The organism is Nitrospirillum goiasense, from assembly GCF_034427435.1.
Classification (GTDB): Bacteria; Pseudomonadota; Alphaproteobacteria; order Azospirillales; family Azospirillaceae; genus Nitrospirillum.
In genome coordinates this window covers 1,189,827-1,208,272 of record NZ_JAXQNP010000003.1, presented here as the reverse complement: position 1 = coordinate 1,208,272, position 18,446 = coordinate 1,189,827, and the positions used below count along the sequence as shown (strand labels likewise).

Annotated in this window: 18 protein-coding genes, 1 tRNA gene and 1 pseudogene; 11 read left to right on the top strand and 9 right to left on the bottom strand. The window is 69.8% G+C overall.

Annotation, left to right across the window (positions count from 1 at the left end; all coding sequences use genetic code 11):
- The first annotated feature begins 270 nt into the window (after positions 1-270).
- A complete protein-coding gene (locus ULB03_RS19665; RefSeq protein ID WP_322484788.1) occupies positions 271-465 on the top strand; it encodes a hypothetical protein in 195 nt (64 codons plus the stop codon).
- 5 nt (positions 466-470) lie between these two features.
- On the opposite strand, the gene rfbC is transcribed toward ULB03_RS19665, so the two are convergent.
- Genes rfbC through ULB03_RS19650 form a run of 3 tightly spaced genes read right to left on the bottom strand, consistent with a single transcriptional unit; the run spans position 471 to position 2,096 of the window.
- Positions 471-1,025, bottom strand: coding sequence for a dTDP-4-dehydrorhamnose 3,5-epimerase (gene rfbC, locus ULB03_RS19660; RefSeq protein WP_322484787.1), 555 nt, complete (start codon positions 1,023-1,025; stop codon positions 471-473).
- A gap of 55 nt (positions 1,026-1,080) precedes the next feature.
- Positions 1,081-1,878, bottom strand: a complete 798-nt coding sequence (locus tag ULB03_RS19655) for a tRNA1(Val) (adenine(37)-N6)-methyltransferase (RefSeq protein ID WP_322484786.1) — start codon at positions 1,876-1,878, stop codon at positions 1,081-1,083.
- Complete coding sequence (locus ULB03_RS19650) at positions 1,875-2,096, bottom strand: putative signal transducing protein (RefSeq protein ID WP_145728879.1); 222 nt, start codon at positions 2,094-2,096, stop codon at positions 1,875-1,877. The genes ULB03_RS19655 and ULB03_RS19650 overlap by 4 nt, the downstream gene beginning before the upstream one ends.
- A 196-nt stretch (positions 2,097-2,292) precedes the next feature.
- Here ULB03_RS19650 and ULB03_RS19645 point away from each other — a divergent pair, with 196 nt between their 5' ends.
- Positions 2,293-3,315, top strand: coding sequence for a polyprenyl synthetase family protein (locus ULB03_RS19645; RefSeq protein WP_145728876.1), 1,023 nt, complete (start codon positions 2,293-2,295; stop codon positions 3,313-3,315).
- Between the two features lie 144 nt (positions 3,316-3,459).
- Here ULB03_RS19645 and ULB03_RS19640 read toward each other — a convergent pair.
- Positions 3,460-3,536: transfer RNA gene (locus ULB03_RS19640), tRNA-Pro, on the bottom strand.
- A 279-nt stretch (positions 3,537-3,815) separates the two neighbouring features.
- On the opposite strand from ULB03_RS19640, the gene ULB03_RS19635 reads away from it, so the two are divergent.
- Positions 3,816-3,986: a hypothetical protein gene (locus ULB03_RS19635; protein ID WP_322484785.1), complete on the top strand. Its 171-nt coding sequence runs from the start codon at positions 3,816-3,818 to the stop codon at positions 3,984-3,986.
- A gap of 317 nt (positions 3,987-4,303) precedes the next feature.
- Here the strand turns inward: ULB03_RS19635 and ULB03_RS19630 are convergent, their stop codons facing one another.
- On the bottom strand, positions 4,304-5,431 hold the full coding sequence (locus tag ULB03_RS19630) for a pyridoxal phosphate-dependent aminotransferase (protein WP_322484784.1): 1,128 nt from the start codon (positions 5,429-5,431) through the stop codon (positions 4,304-4,306).
- Positions 5,432-5,570: 139 nt separating this feature from the next.
- Between ULB03_RS19630 and ULB03_RS19625 the strand changes: the two genes are divergently transcribed.
- Complete coding sequence (locus ULB03_RS19625) at positions 5,571-7,184, top strand: M48 family metalloprotease (protein WP_322484783.1); 1,614 nt, start codon at positions 5,571-5,573, stop codon at positions 7,182-7,184.
- 24 nt (positions 7,185-7,208) lie between these two features.
- Here the strand turns inward: ULB03_RS19625 and ULB03_RS19620 are convergent, their stop codons facing one another.
- Positions 7,209-8,891, bottom strand: a complete 1,683-nt coding sequence (locus ULB03_RS19620) for a methyl-accepting chemotaxis protein (protein ID WP_322484782.1) — start codon at positions 8,889-8,891, stop codon at positions 7,209-7,211.
- A 123-nt stretch (positions 8,892-9,014) separates the two neighbouring features.
- Positions 9,015-10,016 (bottom strand): DUF3369 domain-containing protein, encoded by a 1,002-nt coding sequence (locus ULB03_RS19615; RefSeq protein WP_322484781.1) that lies wholly within the window; start codon positions 10,014-10,016, stop codon positions 9,015-9,017.
- Between the two features lie 340 nt (positions 10,017-10,356).
- On the opposite strand from ULB03_RS19615, the gene ULB03_RS19610 reads away from it, so the two are divergent.
- The 7 genes and pseudogenes from ULB03_RS19610 to aat all read left to right on the top strand — a co-directional run bounded on the left by ULB03_RS19610 (position 10,357) and on the right by aat (position 17,204).
- The gene (locus ULB03_RS19610; protein ID WP_322484780.1) at positions 10,357-11,124 is read left to right on the top strand and encodes a DsbA family protein; all 768 of its coding nucleotides are present in this window, start codon (positions 10,357-10,359) and stop codon (positions 11,122-11,124) included.
- 198 nt (positions 11,125-11,322) lie between these two features.
- The gene (gene aroQ, locus ULB03_RS19605) at positions 11,323-11,781 is read left to right on the top strand and encodes a type II 3-dehydroquinate dehydratase (RefSeq protein ID WP_322484779.1); all 459 of its coding nucleotides are present in this window, start codon (positions 11,323-11,325) and stop codon (positions 11,779-11,781) included.
- Positions 11,782-11,881: 100 nt separating this feature from the next.
- Complete coding sequence (accB, locus tag ULB03_RS19600; RefSeq protein ID WP_322484778.1) at positions 11,882-12,334, top strand: acetyl-CoA carboxylase biotin carboxyl carrier protein; 453 nt, start codon at positions 11,882-11,884, stop codon at positions 12,332-12,334.
- 10 nt (positions 12,335-12,344) lie between these two features.
- Positions 12,345-13,703: an acetyl-CoA carboxylase biotin carboxylase subunit gene (gene accC / locus ULB03_RS19595; RefSeq protein WP_322484777.1), complete on the top strand. Its 1,359-nt coding sequence runs from the start codon at positions 12,345-12,347 to the stop codon at positions 13,701-13,703.
- A 162-nt stretch (positions 13,704-13,865) separates the two neighbouring features.
- Positions 13,866-15,093 (top strand): annotated as a pseudogene (locus tag ULB03_RS27505) (DUF2339 domain-containing protein); the annotation flags it as partial.
- A complete protein-coding gene (locus ULB03_RS19590) occupies positions 15,067-16,539 on the top strand; it encodes a DUF2339 domain-containing protein (protein ID WP_416211174.1) in 1,473 nt (490 codons plus the stop codon). The pseudogene ULB03_RS27505 and the gene ULB03_RS19590, both read left to right, overlap by 27 nt.
- Positions 16,539-17,204, top strand: coding sequence for a leucyl/phenylalanyl-tRNA--protein transferase (aat, locus tag ULB03_RS19585; protein ID WP_322484775.1), 666 nt, complete (start codon positions 16,539-16,541; stop codon positions 17,202-17,204). The genes ULB03_RS19590 and aat overlap by 1 nt, the downstream gene beginning before the upstream one ends.
- Here the strand turns inward: aat and ULB03_RS19580 are convergent.
- A complete protein-coding gene (locus ULB03_RS19580) occupies positions 17,129-17,788 on the bottom strand; it encodes a DUF2155 domain-containing protein (RefSeq protein WP_322484774.1) in 660 nt (219 codons plus the stop codon). The two genes, aat and ULB03_RS19580, sit on opposite strands and share 76 nt — an antisense overlap.
- Positions 17,785-18,354: an outer membrane lipid asymmetry maintenance protein MlaD gene (gene mlaD, locus ULB03_RS19575; RefSeq protein ID WP_322484773.1), complete on the bottom strand. Its 570-nt coding sequence runs from the start codon at positions 18,352-18,354 to the stop codon at positions 17,785-17,787. Before mlaD ends, ULB03_RS19580 begins: the two co-directional genes overlap by 4 nt.
- Positions 18,355-18,446 lie beyond the last annotated feature (92 nt).

Genomic DNA, 18,446 nt, shown 5'->3' with positions numbered 1-18,446 from the left:
ATTGGCCGAGCCCCTGGCGGCACTGGCGGCCAGCGGCCCGCTGACCCTGGTGACCATCGCCAGCGCCCCCGTCAACCTGCCCGGCGTGCCGGAAGAGTTCATCGCCTGGAGCGAGGCGGGCGAGGCCGCCGCCCTGGCCGGAGTCGACGCCGGGATCATGCCCCTGCCCCACACGCCGTTCGCGCAGGGCAAGTCGGGCTTCAAGCTGTTGCAGTACATGGCGGCCGGCAAGGCCGTGGTGGCCAGCCCGGTGGGGAGAACCGCCGCATCGTGGCCGATGGCGTCACCGGCCTATGGGCCGACAGCCCGGAATGCTGGGTCCAGGCCCTGGGGGCCTTGCGGTCCGACCTGGCGTTGCGCCGCCGCCTCGCCGCCGCCGGCCGCGACCTGGTGGCGCGGGAGTATGACCTGGCGGTCCTGGGCCCACGGCTGGGGACGGCCCTGGCGCAGGTGGCCAGGGCCTGAAAGCGTCACGCCGGGAAGGGCACGCCGATCTCCGCCAGGGTCGGCTGCTTGCCGTCCTTGTCCGACAGCACGGCGCCGGCGAAATCGGGCCACTGGATGCCCAGCGCCGGATCGTTCCACAGCAGGCCGCGATCATGGGCCGGGCTGTAGAGCGCCGTCACCTTGTAGGCGATCTCGGTATCGGGGACGAGGGTGCAGAACCCGTGGGCGAAGCCCACCGGCACCCAGAGCTGCCAGCCTTCCTCCGCGTCCAGTTCCACGGCGACGTGGCGGCCATAGGTGGGGGAACCCTGGCGCAGGTCCACCGCCACGTCCAGGATGCGCCCGCGGATGACGCGCACCAGCTTGCCCTGGGCCGCCGGCGCCAACTGGAAATGCAGGCCACGGACCGTGCCCTGGATGCGCGACAGCGACTGGTTGTCCTGGACGAAGGGCCCCGCGATGCCGGCGGCGGCGTGCTTTTCCTCATTCCAGGTTTCGACGAACCAGCCGCGGTCGTCGCCGAAGCGACGGGGCTTCACCATCACCAGGCCATCGATGTCCAGGCGCTTCACTTCCATGCTGGGATCCTATCGTCTTCGGTTGCACCGCGCGCCCGGGATACGCTGGACACTGTCAGAAGTCCAGGCCCTCGCCGCCCCTCAGCACGGCGTCGGCCGCAGGGGTGTAACCGCCGCCCTCGCCATGCAGCACCAGGCCGGGCAGCAGGCGGGCGGGGGTCCGGGCGCCAAGGCGAGCGCGGACGATGACGCGCCGCGCCTCCGCACCGGCGCGGGGCCACAGGGGGTAAAGCACCACGGCACCGAAGCGGCCCGCCAGCCGCGCCAGGATGTCGTCCACCCGGTCGGCGCGGTGGATCATGGTGAGGGTACCCCGAGGGGCCAGCAGGCGGGCCGCCGCCGCGATCCAGGTGGCGAGATCCGCCGTCCCCTCGCCATGCGAGACCGCCTTGCCCACGCGGGGGGATCGGGTGTGGCGCCCGCCCGGGTAAAAGGGCGGGTTGGTCATCACGTGATCGAAGCGTCCGGTCAGAAGATCGGGATCGGAACCGGACGGCAGATGGCCGGGCGCCTGGGCCGCATCGCCCAGGGTGATGCGGACGCGGTCAGCGACGCCGTTGAGATCGGCGTTGCGCCGGGCAAGGTCCACCGCCCCGGGCTGAACCTCCAGCCCGGCGACCCGCACGCCGGGCAGCCGCGCCGCCAGGCAAAAGGTCGCGGCCCCGGCGCCGCAGCCCAAATCCAGCACGCGGTCCCCCTCGCCGGCGGGCGTCGCCGCCGCCAGCAGCACCGGATCGATGGCCGCGCGATATCCGTGCGCCGGCTGCAACAGACGCACCCGCCCATCCAGCAACCGGTCCTCCGTGAACGCGCCCTCCACCGGCGGGGCCGGAAGGACGGCCTCGGCGGTCACGGCGCCTCCTCCAGCTGGGCCCGCGCCACGGCCAGGGCGACGGTCGCGGCGGTGACGGCGCCATCCGCCACCATCAGCCGCCGTGGAATGGCCAGGATGCTGCCCTCCGCCGCCGCCGTGTATTCGTCCAGCAGCACCGCCTCGATACCGGCGTCGGCCAGCACGGCACGGGCCCAGGACAGTTCCACGGGGTCATTGCTGCTGAGGATGGGCTGCATGGAGGCTTCCTGGGAAAGGGGGTTCCGGCCTTGATCAACCGGGGCGATTTATATGGGGGACGGCGATGCGGTCTGCCAGCTTGACCACGGGGGTTGCGCCGGTATGCTCACTGTCCTATCCAGGGCCGTCAACTGGGTCTCGCGCGGTAGCGACGGTTGGCCCCCATGTTGGCGCCCATTGGCAGGAGTTCGTTTCGTGGCCGTCGTCACCCCCCTCGATCCCAAGCGCCGGAAGCCCGGCACCGATGCCCTTGAGGCGCTGGTGGAACTGGTGGCGACCGACTTGGCCGCGGTCAATGACATCATCATCCGCCGCATGCATTCGGATGTGGAGATGATCCCGCAACTGGCCGGCTACATCGTGGCCAGCGGCGGCAAGCGCCTGCGCCCGGTGCTGACCCTGGCCGCCGCCCGCCTGTGCGGTTATCAGGGGGAGCGCCACCAGCCCCTGGCCGCCTGCGTCGAATTCATCCACACCGCCACCCTGCTGCACGATGACGTGGTCGACGAAAGTGACCTGCGCCGGGGCCAGCCCTCGGCCAACGCCGTCTTCGGCAACAAGGCCAGCGTGCTGGTGGGTGACTTCCTGTTCTCCCGCGCCTTCCAGGTGATGACCGAGGACGGGTCGCTGGACGTGCTGCGCATCCTGTCCAGCGCCTCCGCCGTCATCTCCGAGGGCGAGGTGCTGCAGCTGATCACCGCCAATGACACCACCACCAGCGAGGAAGCCTATCTGGAGGTGATCCGCGCCAAGACGGCGGAGCTGTTCGCCGCCGCCTGCCGCATCGGCGCCGTGGTGGCCGGCCGCCCGGCGGCCGAGGAAGAGGCGCTGCGTAGCTATGGCCTGAACCTGGGCATCGCCTTCCAGGTAGTGGACGACGTGCTGGACTATTCCGCCGTTCAGGCCCGCCTGGGCAAGACCATCGGCGACGATTTCCGCGAGGGCAAGATCACCCTGCCCGTGGTCCTGGCCTTCCGCCGGGGCGATGACGAGGAGCGCGCTTTCTGGCGCCGCACGCTGGAGGAGGTCGACCAGCGGGAGGGTGACCTGGAGCATGCGCTGGCCCTCATGCAGCGGCACAACACCCTGCGCGACAGCGTGGAGCGCGCCCGCCACTACGGCGCCGTGGCCCGCGACGCCCTGGGCCTGTTCCCCGCCAGCCCCATCAAGCGCGCCCTGCTGGACGTCATCGACTTCGTCGTCGACCGGGATTTCTGAACCGGGCACCAGTCCGTTTCCGCAAAAGGCGCGCCCTCACCGGCGCGCCTTTTTTGTTGCGCCCGCCAGGGCTCGGCTGCACCCGACGCAGAAAAGCAAAACGGCCGGCTTCGGGAGAAGCCGGCCGCTTATGCGTCCCTGAGATGGTCGGAGAGAGAGGATTCGAACCTCCGGCCCCTGCCTCCCGAAAGCAGTGCTCTACCAGGCTGAGCTACTCTCCGTCTCGGGGTGGGCGGGTATATATCGACATCCGCCGGCCATCGCAAGCCTTCTCTTTCATCCAATCGCACATCGTTACCGCATGGGTGTCCCGCAGGCGGCGACAGGGCCACCTGTTGCTGATCGGCCACAGGGATCCAGGAGTCTGCGCCTGCCCCGGTAAGTGCCGGTTCTTGCCATGGTTCCGCCACGGTTGGCCCCGACCTTCAAGTCACGCCCATCAGTCGTTCGGCCTAGCAGAGGAGCCGCCCGAGGGCCGATCGTTTTATGGAGGTGGTATTATGACGACCGTTCGCAGCGTTCTCACCGGCCTGTTCCTGGGCCTGCCCTTCCTGGTCGCCCCCGCCATCCTGGTCGCGGCGCCCCGCCCTGACGCCGCCGCCGTGGCGCAGGCCGCCCCCTGGGGCCGGCGCCCGCCGCGACGCTGGCGGCCTCAAAGTCGGGCCGGCTGACGGTCATTCCCGCCAGCGCCGTGACCCCAGGCACGGGCCGTGACGGTCTGGCGGTCCCGTGCAAGGCGACGGGGGCGAGCGTCATCAAGGCCCATGCTGGTCACAGCGTCCCGCACCGGCTGATCGCCCTGAACTGAGTCTCTATTCAAGAATCGGGAAAGGCGCCGGCAAGCAACGACCGGCGCCCCCAAAGGGACAGTCCTCAAAAGGGTTGATATGCGAAGGGCCGGCGGTGGCGACACCGGCCGGCCCTTCCCCTTTTTCAGGCTTGGCCCCTTTTTCAGGCTTGGCCCCTTTTTCAGGCTTGGCTTGACAGCCTATCCGCGCCAGGCCTTGAGGCGGCGGGCCGCCTCGACCATCTCCGCCTCCGCCCCGGCGAAGCTGATGCGCACGGTGTGGTGGCCGCGCAGGGGGTCGAAATCCACGCCCGGCGTCAGGGCCACGCCCGTCTCGTTCAGCAGGCGGGTGCAGAAGGCCTGGGCGTCGTCGGTGCGGTCGGAAATGTCCGCATACAGGAAAAACGCGCCATCGGCCGGGGCCAGGCGGCCGAATCCGGCATCGGGCAGCAGGTCCAGCAGGATGTCGCGGTTGCGGCGATAGCGGGCGACATGGCCCTCCAGCTCCTCCACGCAGCCGAAGGCCGCCACCGCGGCGTGCTGCGACAGGGTGGGCGGGGAGATGTAGAGGTTCTGCGCCAGGCATTCCACCGACCGCACCAGCCGTTCGGGCACGACGGCCCACCCCAGGCGCCAACCGGTCATGGAGAAATATTTGGAGAAGCTGTTGAGGGTGATGGCGCCCTGCCCCCCGTCGACCGCCAAGGCCGTGGCGGCCGGCACCGTGCCGTATTCGATGCCGTGGTAAATCTCGTCCGAAATCAGCCAGACGCCACGGCGGCGGCACCAGGCGCCCAGCGCCGCCATGGCGGCCGCGTCGAGCATGGTGCCGGTGGGGTTGGAGGGGCTGGCCACGATCAGCCCCCGGATGGGTCCCCCACCCCGGGCCAGCAGGTCGTCGAGCAAGGCGGGCGTGGGCTGGAAGCGCGTCTCGGGCCCCGTGGGCAATTCCACCGGCACCAGGCCCGCCGTCTTCAGGATGTTGCGGTAGGCCGGATATCCCGGGGCCGCCAAGGCCACACGGTCGCCCGGATCGAAGGCCGCCAGGAAAGCCAGGAGGAAGGCGCCGGAGGAGCCGGTGGTGACCACCACCCGCTCCGGCGAGACCACCAGCCCATGGCGGTCTTGATACCAACGTGCTATGCCCTCTCTCAAGGCTGGCAGGCCCAGGGCATCGGTGTAGGCTAGGCGATCAGCGGCCAGGGCGTGGGCGGCCGCGGCGATCACCCCCTTCGGTGCCGGGGTGGACGGCTGGCCTATTTCCAGGTGCAGGACGTCGCCGCCGGCGGCCTGGCGGGCATTGGCGGCGCGCAGTACCTCCATCACCATGAAGGGTGAAATGGTACTGGTGCGTACAGCGACAGCCGGTTGCCCCGCCGCGCGTGGAAATTCGTCCTTGGAGTCTGTAGGGGTCATACCTTACCGCTCGCCTGTTCGGGTATCGACGGCACCGCCGATGGAATCGACTATGTTCTTGCGACCACGCCGCCTCGCCCGCCTGATCCTGGTCAGCCTGTTGTCCTCAGCCTTGGCCGTGGAACCGGTGATGGCCCAGGACCGCGGCATCAGCCTGGTGCGTGACGCCGAAATCGAGCACACGCTGCGCGTCTTCGCCACCCCCATCTTCCGCGCGGCTGGTCTCGTGCCCGATGCCGTCACCCTGGTGCTGGTCAACGATGACGAACTGAACGCCTTCGTCGCCGGCGGCCAGAACATGTTCATCAACACCGGCCTGATCATGGCCGCGGACACGCCGGAACAGCTGATCGGCGTCATGGCGCACGAAACCGGCCACATGGCCGGCGGCCACCAGGTCCGTTCCCGTGACGCCATCGAGAACGCGGTCATCCTGTCGACCCTGGCCACGCTGTTGAGCGTCGCGGCCGCCATTGGCGGCACCCGCCGCGGCGACGGCGGCGGCGCGGCCATGGGCGGCATCGCCGGTGCCCAGGAGCTGGGCGCCCGGTCCTTCTTCGCCTTCAGCCGCGCGCAGGAAGCGTCGGCCGACGAGGCCGGCCTGTCCTACCTGGAGGCGAACGGCTATTCGTCGAAGGGCATGCTGGAGTTCATGGAGAAGCTGCACAAGCAGGACTCCGGCCTGCCGCAGACCAAGCAGGTGGAGTTCCTGATGACCCACCCGCTGACCAAGAACCGTATCGAGTACATCGAGAACTTCGTCGACCATATCTCGAAGTTCACCAACGCCAGGATGCCCTCGGCCTATTACGACATGCACCAGCGCATGCGGGCCAAGCTGTACGGCTTCATCCATCCCGACCTGGCCCTGCGCAAATATCCGGAAAGCGACACCAGCGTCGCGGCCCGCTACGCCCGGTCCATCGCCTATTACCAGGTGGGTGACATCAACAAGGGCCTGAAGATCGTCGACGGCCTGATCGAGCAGGAACCCAAGAACCCCTACTTCTATGAGTTGAAGGGCCAGATCCTGTTCGAGAACGGCCGCGCCAAGGAGGCGGTCGATCCCTACCGCAACGCCGTGAAATACGCGCCGGACAGCGCCCAGCTGCGCATGGCCCTGGGCCACGCCCTGCTGGAGGCCGGCGACGACAAGCTGGTGCATGAGGCCATCGACGTCCTGCGCTCCTCCGCCCGGGATGAGCCGCTGGTGGAACTGACCTGGCTGCTGCTGGCCAGCGCCTACGCCCGCGCCGACATGGCGCCGCAACTGGCCTATGCCCGCGCGGAAGAGGCGCTGGCCCGGGGCGACATCCGTGCCGCCCGCTACCACGCCGACCGGGCGGAGCAGATGCTGCCGGCCGGGTCGCCGGACTGGGTGCGGGCCCAGGACATCCGCGTCCTGGTGGAAAGCCGCCTGCCGCACAACATGCGCCCGCAACTGGCACCCAGCAGCGGCCTGGCCTCCCCCGACACGCCCCTGATTTCCATCGGCCGCATGCCGGAGGACACCCTGTCCCCCGGCGGGGCCGCCGTCGGCCCCGGCTTCCCCGGCATCGCCGACCTGCCCAGGACGACCACCATCGGCGTCGGCCCCTCCGGCTTGGGCACCCTTGGCCCTGCCGGTGGCCTGGGTGGACAGCAGGGCGGGCCGGGCGGACGCTGATCCGCCCGGCGCCGGAAACGGCCGTCAGCCCAAACGAACCATCTTCACGAAGCCCGCCGACTCGTTGTCCAGGACGGCGGACTGGGCGGACAGCCTCTCGGCCAGGCCGGCAACCCCCTGGGCGGCATCGCCCACCGCGCGCGACGCGCCCGTCAGGTCGCCCAGGCTGCCGGCCACGTCGCCGATACCCACCGCCGCCTGCTGCACATTGCGCGCGATCTCCTGCGTCGCGGCACTCTGCTCCTCCACCGCCGAGGCGATGGTGACCGTCAGTTCGTTGACGTCGGCGATGGTGGCGCCGATGCGGCGGATGGCCGTCACGGTCTGGGTGCTGCGTCCCTGGATGGTGGTGATCTGCGCCGCGATTTCCTCGGTCGCCTTGGCGGTCTGGTTGGCCAGGCCCTTGACCTCGTTGGCGACGACGGCGAAGCCCTTGCCCGCCTCACCCGCCCGCGCGGCCTCGATGGTGGCGTTCAGGGCCAGCAGGTTGGTCTGCGCCGCGATGGCCTGGATCAGGCCCAGCACCTCGCCAATGCGGCGCGCGTCACCGTCCAGCCCCTCCACCACCGTGTCGGTTTCCCGCACGACGGCCAGCGCCTCGCCGGCGATGGTGGCGGAACGGACGACCTGGGCGCTGATCTCGCTGATGGAGGCCGACAGCTCTTCACTGGCCGCCGCCACGGTATTGACGTTGCTGGAAGCATCGGCCGCGGCGCTGGACGCCGCCTGCGCCCGGCCCAGGGCTTGGCCGGCCGCCTGGGTCAGCGTGGCGGCCAGGCGCTCCAGATCGGTGGCGGCCTGGGTGACGGTCCCCACCACCCCGCCGACGCGGGTCTGGAAGGTGTCGGCCACGGCGGTCAGCGCCTGGCGCTGACGCGCCGCCGCCTCCGCCTCTGAGCGGGCCTGCTCCGCCCGCAGGGCGGCGGCGTTGCGCATATGCTCCCGGAACAGGGCCACCGCCCGGGCGATGCGCCCGATCTCGCTACGGTCGCCGGTGTAGTGGATATCGACGTTCAGGTCGTCGGCCGCCAGTCGATCCATGGTGCCGCACAGGTCGGCCAGGGGGCGCGTGATGCCGCGGGCGATCAGCACGGTGAACACGCCCGCCACCAGCAGCATCACCAGGGTGGACGCCCCCGTCCACAGCGCCTCACGCCACAGCGTGGCATCGATATCGTCGATATAGACGCCGGCCTGCACCGCCCATTTCCACGGCTCATACGGGGCGGCGTAGACCAGCTTCGGCGCCGGCACCTCGGCCCCGGCGGTGCCGCGCGGCGCCTGGTAGGTGGTCAGGCCTCCGCCCCGCTGGGCGGCGGCGATGATCTCCGCCACGATCCGGGTGCCCTTGGGGTCCTTGAACTCCATGCGGTTCACGCCTTCGTTCTTGGGATTGGCGTGAACCAGGGTGACGCCGTCGAACTGATAGACGCCGTAGTAATCGCCCTCGCCCCAGCGCATGGCGCGGATGGCCTTCTTCACCGTCTCCTGCGCCTGGTCCAGCGGCATCCTGCCGGCCTTGACCTCATCATCGTAGGTGCGGATCAGCTTGAGAACGCTGCCGACCATGTCGTGCAGCTTCTGCTCGCGCTCGGCATAGATCGACTTGCGCAGGCTCCACACCTGCGCCCCCGAAATGGCGAGCATTGACACCACCATGATGGCCATGATGATGCCGATGCGCAGAATCAGTGAAAAATTGCGCATGGCCATGGTTCCCTTCGTTACGGCGTTCAACGTCTGCGGACATGTACCATGGTTAATTTTTTGGACAAGCTAGCCCAAAGATCCGCCATCCCAGGTGGTGCGCAACGAGGACGAAGGCCGTCGTCAGGCCGGGTCCCGCGCCTGTTCCAGCGCCCAGGCGGTCACCAGCGCGTCCGCGATGCGCATCATCAGCAGCAGGGCCAGCCGGCGCTCGATCTCATCCAGCGGCCGAACCAGATGCAGGTGCAGCATGGCCACGGCGCCGGCATGGGGGTTGCCGCCTCCCGCCGGGCCGGTCAACGGCCAGGCCAGGGTCATGGCGTCGTCGGCGAAGTCATGCCGCAAATCGCCCGGGCTGCGCAGGGCGGTGGCCAGGGCGCCGGTGTCGGCCACGGTGGCCAGCGGATGGCCGGCGGCGTCCTGATAACGGCCACGCCCGGCCAGGATGCGGGCCGACAGGCGGTCGGCGCCGTACATCACACAGAATAGCCCGTCGGCCGGCTGTTCCAGCACCTGGGCGATCTGATCCAGGGCCGCCCCGGCGGCCGAGGAGGGGCCGGACAGCGCCATCTGGCACAACCCCAAGCCCGCCACCCGCTCCAGCCCCAGGCAGGATCGTTCCAGCGTTCGAATGTGATGGTAGGCACGCAGTGCCGTGATGGTGGCCGTCACCAGCTTGCGGGCCGTCAGCTCGGTCTTGGCCTTGTAGTCGTTGACGTCATAGCCGGCGATGACCGCATCCTCCGGCGCCTGGCCGGGCTGGCCGGTCCGCAGGATGATGCGCACCGCCCGGTTGCCCAGCTCATCGCGGATGCGGGGCACCAGTTTCAGGCCGGCGTCGTCGCTCTCCATCACCACGTCCAGCAGGATCATGGCGATGTCGTGCTCCCCCCGCAGGATCTCCAGCGCCTCGGCGGCGGAATAGGCGGAGATGAAGGCCAGGCCGCGGCCCTGGAAGGCGAACTTGCGCATGACCAGGCGGGTCATGGCGTGGACCTCGGGGTCATCGTCGACGATCAATACCTGCCAGGGCGGCATGCCCGGAATCAGGTCCGACTCCTCACCGGCATCCTCATCCTCGTCGTCCTGGAACAGGAAATCGTCGTCATCATCCGCCATGGTCATGGCCAACCCCACCTTCATGCCTGGGCATGGAAACGCATTCCCGCCAGCGTCGTCCTATGCAAACGCCATCCTATGCAAACCCCAGGCCCCGCCCATGACCGCACAGCGCCGCCAGCCTGGCAAGCGCGACGATGGATGGCCCACCGGAGACTGCCCACCGGGGATGGCCCACCGGCGGAGCGGCCGCACGGCCGGCGGCGCACGACGCCGCACCCCCGCGCGCCCTTGCGGGATTGCGCCCTGCCGCCGGCTGGTCCATGCTGCGCGCCGTCACCGCCACCCCGGGGGCACGAGGCACCCGTGGCTTTGGGGAATAGGCAGCAAACCGGAGTTTGTCCCGATGTCGCGTACCATTAACGCCACCCTTTGCGCCACCGTGGCGCTCGCCGGCCTGGCCATCGTCAGCCCGGTCTTCGCCGCCGACAAGCCGGTGGCGGACAAGGGGCCCTACGACAAGGCCCAGGTGGAACAGATCGTCCACGACTACATCCTGGCCCACCCCGAGGTGATCACCGAGGCGGTGCAGGCCCTGCAGGACAAGGCCGAGGCGGAGGAGGCCAAGGCCGCCGCCGACGCGCTGGTGAAGCACAAGGATGAGCTGTTCGCCTCCAAGGCGTCCCCCGTGGGCGGCAACCTGAAGGGCGACGTCACGATGGTGGAGTTCTTCGACTATCAGTGCGGCTACTGCAAGCACACCCAGCCGGAGATGGACAGCGCCATCAAGAAGGACGGCAAGGTCCGCATCGTCTACAAGGAATTCCCCATCCTGGGCCCGGCGTCGGTCATCGCCGCCAAGGCCGCACTGGCCGCCAACATGCAAGGCAAGTACGAGTCCGTGCACGCCGCGCTGATGGCCGCCACGGGCAAGCTGGACAAGGACCGCATCCTGTCCATCGCCAAGGACGCGGGCGCCGACACCGAGCGCCTGGCCAAGGACATGGACTCCCCGGCCGTGCAGAAGGAAATCGACGCCAACCTGGCGCTGGCCGACACCCTCAACATCCATGGCACGCCGGGCTTCGTCATCGGTAACACGGTGGTGCCGGGCGCCATCGGCGCCGACGCCTTCAAGGACCTGTTCGCGAAGGCCCGTAGCGCCAAGAGCTGACGTCAGGGCCGGCGCAGTAGGCGCCGGGCCGGTTTGCGACACCGGGGACGCATGGGCGGACCCCGGCGACAACGCGCGTGGATTCTTGCCCCGGGCGCCACCCGTGTTATAAAGCGCCCTTCGACGGACGCGGATCGGGGACACATACCCCCGGGGCGTCCGGGTTCCGAGACGTACGTACGCAAAGGCGACACACCCTTGGCCATCGCGCCCTCCGTCCTGGTTTTGAATGGTCCGAACCTCAACATGCTGGGGATTCGCGAGCCGCACATCTATGGCGCGGAGACGCTGGAGGATATCGAGAACGCCTGCCAGGAAACGGCCGCGCGCCTGGGCCTGGAGATCGATTTCCGCCAGTCCAACCATGAGGGCGAACTGGTCACCTGGATACAGGACGCGCGTGGCGAACATGACGCCATCATCCTGAACGCCGGTGCGTACACACATACATCCATCGCCATCCACGACGCGCTCAGCGCCGTGGGCCTGCCGGTGGTCGAGGTGCACTTGAGCAACATCTTCCGGCGCGAGCCGTTCCGGCATCACTCCTACGTGTCGCCGGTGGCACGCGGCGTCATCTGCGGCTTCGGCTCGCAGGGTTATCTGCTGGCGCTACAGGCGGCAGCCCGCCTGATCGACAGCCCCTCACCCGCGTAAACGAGAAACCGTAACGCCGGCACCGGCACCCCACCACAGGCAACCGGCCTACCCAAACCATCGGCGGCCTAACCGCAGCCCAGTACCCAGGATCATGACAATGGCGACCTTCGAACTCGACAACGAATTCGTGCGCAAGTTGGCCGAGCTTCTCGGCGAAACCGGTCTCACCGAGATCGAGTACGCGGAGGGCGAAAAGCGCATCCGCCTGTCCCGCGCCGCCCCGGCCGCCGCCGTGGCCCCGGTCGCCGTGGCCGCCGCCCCGGTGGCCGCCGCCCCCGTCGCCGCCCCAGTGGCCGCCGTGCCCCCGGCGCAGCATCCGGGCGCGGTGAAGTCCCCCATGGTCGGCACCGCCTATCTGGCGCCGGAGCCGGGTGCCGGCACCTTCGTGAAGGTGGGCGACGCGGTGAAGGTGGGCCAGACCCTGCTGATCATCGAGGCCATGAAGGTCATGAACCCCATCAAGGCGACCAAGGCCGGCACCGTGACCCAGATTCAGGTCGGCGACGCCCAACCCGTCGAATACGGCGAAGTCCTGCTGATCATCGAGTGAGGATTTGACCATGGGCGGCCTATTCGAGAAGGTCCTGATCGCCAATCGCGGCGAGATCGCGCTTCGCATCCACCGCGCCTGTCGCGAGATGGGCATCCACACCGTGGCGGTGCATTCCACCGCCGACGCCGACGCCATGCATGTCCGCCTGGCGGATGAGAGCGTGTGCATCGGCCCGCCCTCGGCCAAGGAAAGCTATCTGAACATCCCGGCCATCCTGTCGGCGGCGGCGATCACCGGGGCGGACGCCATCCACCCCGGCATCGGCTTCATGGCGGAAAACGCCCAGTTCGCCCAGATGGTGGAGGAACACGGCTTCGCCTGGATCGGCCCGTCGCCGGAACACATCCGGATCATGGGCGACAAGGTCACGGCAAAGCGCACCGTGATGGACCTGGGCCTGCCGGTCGTTCCCGGGTCGGACGGCCCGGTGGAAACGGTCGAGGCCGCCCTGGTCAACGCCGCCCGCATCGGCTACCCCGTGCTGATCAAGGCCGCCGCCGGCGGTGGCGGCAAGGGCATGAAGGTGGCCTGGAGCGAGGGTGAGCTGGCCGAGGCGTACCAGCTGGCCCGGGGCGAGGCGCGCGCCGCCTTCGGCAACGACCAGGTCTACATGGAAAAGTACCTGGCCAAGCCGCGCCACATCGAGATCCAGTTGCTGGGCGACCACCACGGCACCGTGGTGCATTTCGGCGAGCGCGACTGCTCCATCCAGCGCCGCCACCAGAAGGTGGTGGAAGAGGCGCCGTCGCCGGCGCTGAACGCCGAGGAGCGGGCCTTCATCGGCAGCCTGGCGGCCAAGACGGCGGCGGCCTTCGGCTACCGCGGCGTCGGCACGATGGAGTTCCTGTACGAGAACGGGCAGTTCTACTTCATCGAGATGAACACCCGCCTGCAGATCGAGCACACCATCACCGAGATGGTCACGGGCATCGACCTGGTGCGCGAGCAGATCCGCGTCGCCACCGGCGCGCCGCTGGGCTATGGCCAGAACGACATCAAGTTCAACGGCCATTCCATCGAATGCCGCGTGAACGCCGAGAATCCGGTGACCTTCACCCCCAGCCCCGGCAAGATCGACGGCTACCACGCCCCGGGCGGCTTGGGCGTCCGTGTGGACAGCGCGCTGTACGACGGCTATCGCGTGCCGCCCCACTACGACAGCATGATCGCCAAGCTGATCGTCCACGGGAACAGCCGCAACGAGTGCCTGATGCGCCTGCGCCGCGCCATCGAGGAATTCGTCATCGGTGGCATCGACACCACCCTGCCCCTGCACCAGCGCATCATCGCCCAGCCGGACTTCATCAACGGCGACTATGACATCCGCTGGCTGGAGGAATGGATGAAGAACCAGCCCGCCGGCTGATCCTTCCTGATCCAGGTACGCGTCACCCAGGCCCGGGATCGACTGATGGTCGCCCCCGGGCCTGTCGTTTTTGGGCTCCTCACCGGGCGGGAGCGATAGCCACTGCACGACCGCGGGAAATGCACTACCTTTCCTGTCGCTCCGCGTGATCCTGGGACCGGCATGGCCTTACTTGTCTTCATCGCCCTGATGGTGGCCCTGTGGGCCCTGATCCATGCCGACAAAGCGAACCGCCGGGTGTCGGCCCTGAACGCCCGGCTGGACGTGTTGACCCGGCGGTTGGCAGACCTGCAAGGCGAGGCCCCCAAGGGCGGCGACACCCCGGCGGCGGCCCCGCCGACGAGCCTCGAAGCCCCCCCGCCGGCGCCGGTGCGTCCGCCCCCGCCCGTGGCGGAGACCCCCGCCCCCCGCCCCATCCCCAAACCCGTCCGCACCCCGCCGCCCTCCCTCACATCGCCCTCCCTCCCGTCGCCGTCCCTGGAGCAGGCGCTGGGCACGCGCTGGCTGGTCTGGCTGGGCGCCGTTGCCGTGGCCCTGGCGGGCGTGTTCCTGGCCAAGTACGCCGTGGACCTGGGCCTGTTGGGGCCCGCCGTGCGCCTGAGCCTGGGCGGCCTGTTCGGTGGTGGACTGGTGGTGGCGGGCGACATCCTGCGCCGCCGCGCCACCGGCGCCCACGACACGGGCGGAAGGGGGGGCGCCGCCGTTCCACGCCGCCTCCATTCCCGCCGCCTTGACGGCGGCCGGCTTGGCCACCGCCTTCGCCTGCGTCTATGCCGCCCACGCCCTGCATGGCCTGACCGGGCCTGGCGCCACCTTCGCCGGCCTGGCCGTTCTGAGCGGGGCGGCGTTCCTGCTCGCCCTCCGCCACGGGGGCGGCGAGGGCCTGTCCGCTGGCGCGTTCATCGCCCTGTTGGGCCTGGGCGGAGGCCTGGCCGTGCCGGCCCTGGTTCCCAGCGACCACCCCTCGGCCTGGCTCCTGTTCGGCTATCTGGCGCTGCTGAACACCGCCACCCTGGCGGTGGGATGGCGACTGCCAGCCCCCTGGCTGGGGTTGCCAGTGCTGGCGGGGGCCGCCCTGTGGGTGGTGACGGCCACGGCCCATGGATCGGACGCCCTCCCCATCGCCCTGTTCCTGGTGGTCCTGTCGGGCGCGGGGTTGGGTTTCGCCTTGACGGGCCTGCGCCACCGCCGGTCGGAGGTCACCGACGCCTGGATCGCCATAGCCCTGGGCGGCTTTCCCTTGCTGTTGGATTGGCTGTTGCTGGTGGGCAGCGACTATGCCGCCGCCGGCGTGGCGGCACTGGCCGTCCTGACCCTGCTGGCGGTGACGGCCGCGCGGTCGCCCTCCCCACACCCCCGCGTGATGGTGGCGCTGGCGCCCATCGCCGCCGCCATCGCCACCCTGGCCCTGTCGCAGGGCTTCACCGTGCGCGCGGCCGGCCTGCCCTATGGGGCGGAGTTGGCCATGGCCCTGGGCTTTGGCCTGGCGCTGGCGGCGGCCGGCCTGCGCGCGCTGGCCATGCCCTCCTTCACCAGCCCGCTGGCGCGGGCCTGGGCCTGGAGCGCGGCCCTGCCGGTGACGGTCCTGGCCTGGGCCGGCTGGGCCTTCGACCTGTCGACCACGCTGCCCGGCATCGCCTGGGCATTGGCCGGCGCCGTGCTGGCGGCCGGCGCGGCCTGGGCCGGGCGCTGGACGGCGCGAACCGAGGGCGCGCCGCAAGCCTTCGTCATCGCCGCCCTGGCGTTGGTCAGCCTGGCGCTGGCCGCCCTGCTGCGCACCTCCTGGCTGACGGCGGCGCTGTCGCTGCTGATCCCGGCGGTGGCGCTGATCGAGAGCCGCACCGTGGTGGCCCCCCTGGCCACCGCGCTGCGTCAGGCGGCGGCTCTGCTGGCCCTCGTGGTCGCCGCCCGCTTGATGCTGAATCCCTGGGTGCTGGACTATCCGCTGAACGGCACCTCCCCCCTCAACTGGCTGGTGTGGGGCTGCGGCGTCCCGGCCCTGGCGTGCGCGGGTGGCGCCTGGCTGCTGCGCCGGCGCCGCGACGACCGTCCGGCGCGCGGCCTGGCCATCGCCACCCTGGTCCTGGGGCTGCTGTTCGCCTGCCTGGAAATCCAGGTGATGCAGGGCGGCCGCCTGGACAGCGACCCCTTCGCCTTGCTGCCGACCAGCCTGCGCACGGCGCTGTTCCTGGTGACGGCCCTGGTGCTGGCGGGCCGTCCCGGGAGTCCCGATCCCGCCCATCCCGTGGCGCGGTGGGGCGCCCGTGTCCTGGTGCGGCTGGCGGCGGCCCAGGTGGTGGTGGTGCAGTTGGGCATCCTGAACCCGCTGTGGGCGGAGGAACCGGTGGGGTCCTGGCCCGTGGTCAACCTGTTGCTGCTGATCTATGCCCTGCCGGCCCTGCTGTTCGGCCTGGCGGCCTGGGGCCGGAAGACCGGGCCGGGCCGGCGCGTCCTGGTGATCCTGGTGCTGGTCCTGGCCTTCACCTGCCTTTCGCTGGAGGTGCGCCAGGCCTTCCATGGCAGCCTGTTGACCCTGTGGGCCCACGGCGGCGGATGGTCGGATGCCGAGTGGTACAGCTATTCCGCCGCCTGGCTGGGCTTCGCGCTGGCCTTGCTGGCGGCAGGGGTGAAAACCCGCCGGGCGGATGTGCGCTACGCCTCGCTGGCGGTGCTGCTGGTGACGGTGTTGAAGGTCTTCCTGTCCGACATGGCGGACCTGACCGGCCTGCTGCGCATCCTGTCCTTCCTGGGCCTGGGCCTGTGCCTCATGGGCATCGGCTACGTCTATCAGCGGGTGGTGTTCACGACCGCCCGCCCGCCCGAGGGGACGGCCTGATGCGCCTGACACCGGACCTGCTGATTCGCGCCTATACCATGGGGGTCTTCCCCATGGCGGAATCGGCGGATGACGACGAGATCTTCTGGTTCGACCCGCCGGAGCGGGGAATCCTGCCGCTGGACGGGTTCCATGCCCCGCGCCGCCTGATGCGCACCGTGCGCCAGGGGCGTTTCCAGGTCACCGTCGATACCGATTTCGCCGGGGTGATGCGCGCCTGCGGCGAATCCACCACCGACCGGCCGGACACCTGGATCAACGCCCAGATCCTGGAGGCCTATGTCGCGCTGCACCGCCAAGGCCACGCCCATTCCGTGGAATGCCGGCGCGAGGGCCGGCTGGTGGGCGGCCTGTATGGTGTTTCCATCGGCGGCGCGTTCTTCGGCGAAAGCATGTTCTCGCGCGAGACGGATGCCAGCAAGGTGGCGCTGGTCCATTTGGTGGCCCGCCTGCGCGCCGGCGGCTATCGCCTGCTGGACACCCAGTTCGTCACCACCCACCTGGCCCAATTCGGCGCGGTGGAGATACCCCGCGCCCGCTATCGGGCGCTGCTGGCCGGGGCCTTATCCCAGCCGGGCCGGTTCCACTGTCAATTGCCGGAGGGCAGCTTGGACGACGGCGCCTTGGTCGCCGGGTTCCTGCAATCCACCACCCAGACGTCGTAGACCGGGTCCTCCATCGCCGACAGGGCGGGGCTGGACGCGAACATCCAGCCGGTGAAGACCTTGGCCGCCGGATCGTCGGGCTTGGCCTCCACGATATCCAGGAAGGCGGCCGATTCCGGTTCCTCGATGGGGGTGGTCTTGCGGCAGGCGCGGGCCGCCACCGTCAACTGGCCGAAGCGGCCGGTCTGCCCCACCGGAATCTCGACGGTGGAGACCCGGCCAGTGACCTTGTCCAGGCCCCCCAGGACGGCGACCTTCATATCCTCGAACGTGCGCGGCGCGGCCGGCTGCGGCGGCAGCGGAGGGAGGGGCGTGACGGGCGAGGCCCCTTCGGCACCCCCGCTGGCGGCGGCACCCGGTGCGCCCTCCGCCGGCGGCTGTTCCTGTGGCTGTCCGGCCGCGTTGGGGCCGCTCACCGGCTGGCTGGTGGGCGGCTGCTCCTCGGGCGCGGCACCGGCGGGCGACGCGGTTGGCGGCACCGGCGGTGCCGCGGCGGGGATGGTCGGGGCGTTCTGCGCCCAGGCGCCGGCGGTGGCGGCCACCGCCAGGCAAGAAGCCGCCAGCAGCAGACGCCGCAGGCTCATTTGCCGCCGCCGTTCAGCAGACCCTTGGACGGGTCGGCCTTCGGTTGCTGGGCAGGGGGCTGCTGGGCGGGAGCAGGGGCCGCGGGCTGGCCCTGGCTGGCGTCGCCGCCCTTGTTGGCATTGCTGCCGCCGGCGCTGAAGATGAAGCGGCCAAGGAGATCTTCCAGGTTCACGGCGGACTGGGTGTACTGGATGCGGCCGCCGGGCTTCAGCATCTCTTCCTCGCCACCCGGCTGCAGGTTCAGGAACTTGCCGCCCAGCAGGCTTTCGGAGGCGATGCCGGCGCTGGTGTCTTCGGGCAGCTTCACCTGGCTGTCGATCTGCATCTCGATGACGGCCTGGTAGGTCTTGGGATCCAGATAGGCCTTGGTGACCGACCCGACCTTCACGCCGCTGATGCGCACGTCGCTGCCGGCGTTGAGGCCGCCGGTGCTGGCGAACCGGGCCTGCAGCGCATAACCGGAAACGGCACGCACATTGGCCGTGGTGTAGGCGAAATAGAGGAAGAACGCCGCCACCACCAGGACGACGGCCCCCAGCACGGTCTCGATCACATTGCTGCGCATTCGCTTCCTCTGGAAAACCCTAGAAATAGAACAAGCCCGGCTTGGCGCAAGGCCCCCGCGTCAATTCGACGGCGCCGGTCAACGGCAACGAC

Excerpts from the sequence above, each read along its gene's own strand:
- accC (WP_322484777.1), top strand. The coding sequence starts at position 12,345 with ATGGGCGGCCTATTCGAGAAGGTCCTGATCGCCAATCGCGGCGAGATC.
- ULB03_RS19635 (WP_322484785.1), top strand. The coding sequence starts at position 3,816 with ATGACGACCGTTCGCAGCGTTCTCACCGGCCTGTTCCTGGGCCTGCCC.
- mlaD (WP_322484773.1), bottom strand. The coding sequence starts at position 18,354 with ATGCGCAGCAATGTGATCGAGACCGTGCTGGGGGCCGTCGTCCTGGTG.
- ULB03_RS19590 (WP_416211174.1), top strand. The coding sequence starts at position 15,067 with ATGGTGGCGCTGGCGCCCATCGCCGCCGCCATCGCCACCCTGGCCCTG.
- ULB03_RS19650 (WP_145728879.1), bottom strand. The coding sequence starts at position 2,096 with ATGCAGCCCATCCTCAGCAGCAATGACCCCGTGGAACTGTCCTGGGCC.
- rfbC (WP_322484787.1), bottom strand. The coding sequence starts at position 1,025 with ATGGAAGTGAAGCGCCTGGACATCGATGGCCTGGTGATGGTGAAGCCC.
- ULB03_RS19620 (WP_322484782.1), bottom strand. The coding sequence starts at position 8,891 with ATGCGCAATTTTTCACTGATTCTGCGCATCGGCATCATCATGGCCATC.
- ULB03_RS19625 (WP_322484783.1), top strand. The coding sequence starts at position 5,571 with ATGTTCTTGCGACCACGCCGCCTCGCCCGCCTGATCCTGGTCAGCCTG.
- ULB03_RS19580 (WP_322484774.1), bottom strand. The coding sequence starts at position 17,788 with ATGAGCCTGCGGCGTCTGCTGCTGGCGGCTTCTTGCCTGGCGGTGGCC.
- ULB03_RS19615 (WP_322484781.1), bottom strand. The coding sequence starts at position 10,016 with ATGACCATGGCGGATGATGACGACGATTTCCTGTTCCAGGACGACGAG.
- ULB03_RS19610 (WP_322484780.1), top strand. The coding sequence starts at position 10,357 with ATGTCGCGTACCATTAACGCCACCCTTTGCGCCACCGTGGCGCTCGCC.
- accB (WP_322484778.1), top strand. The coding sequence starts at position 11,882 with ATGGCGACCTTCGAACTCGACAACGAATTCGTGCGCAAGTTGGCCGAG.
- ULB03_RS19630 (WP_322484784.1), bottom strand. The coding sequence starts at position 5,431 with ATGGTGATGGAGGTACTGCGCGCCGCCAATGCCCGCCAGGCCGCCGGC.
- aat (WP_322484775.1), top strand. The coding sequence starts at position 16,539 with ATGCGCCTGACACCGGACCTGCTGATTCGCGCCTATACCATGGGGGTC.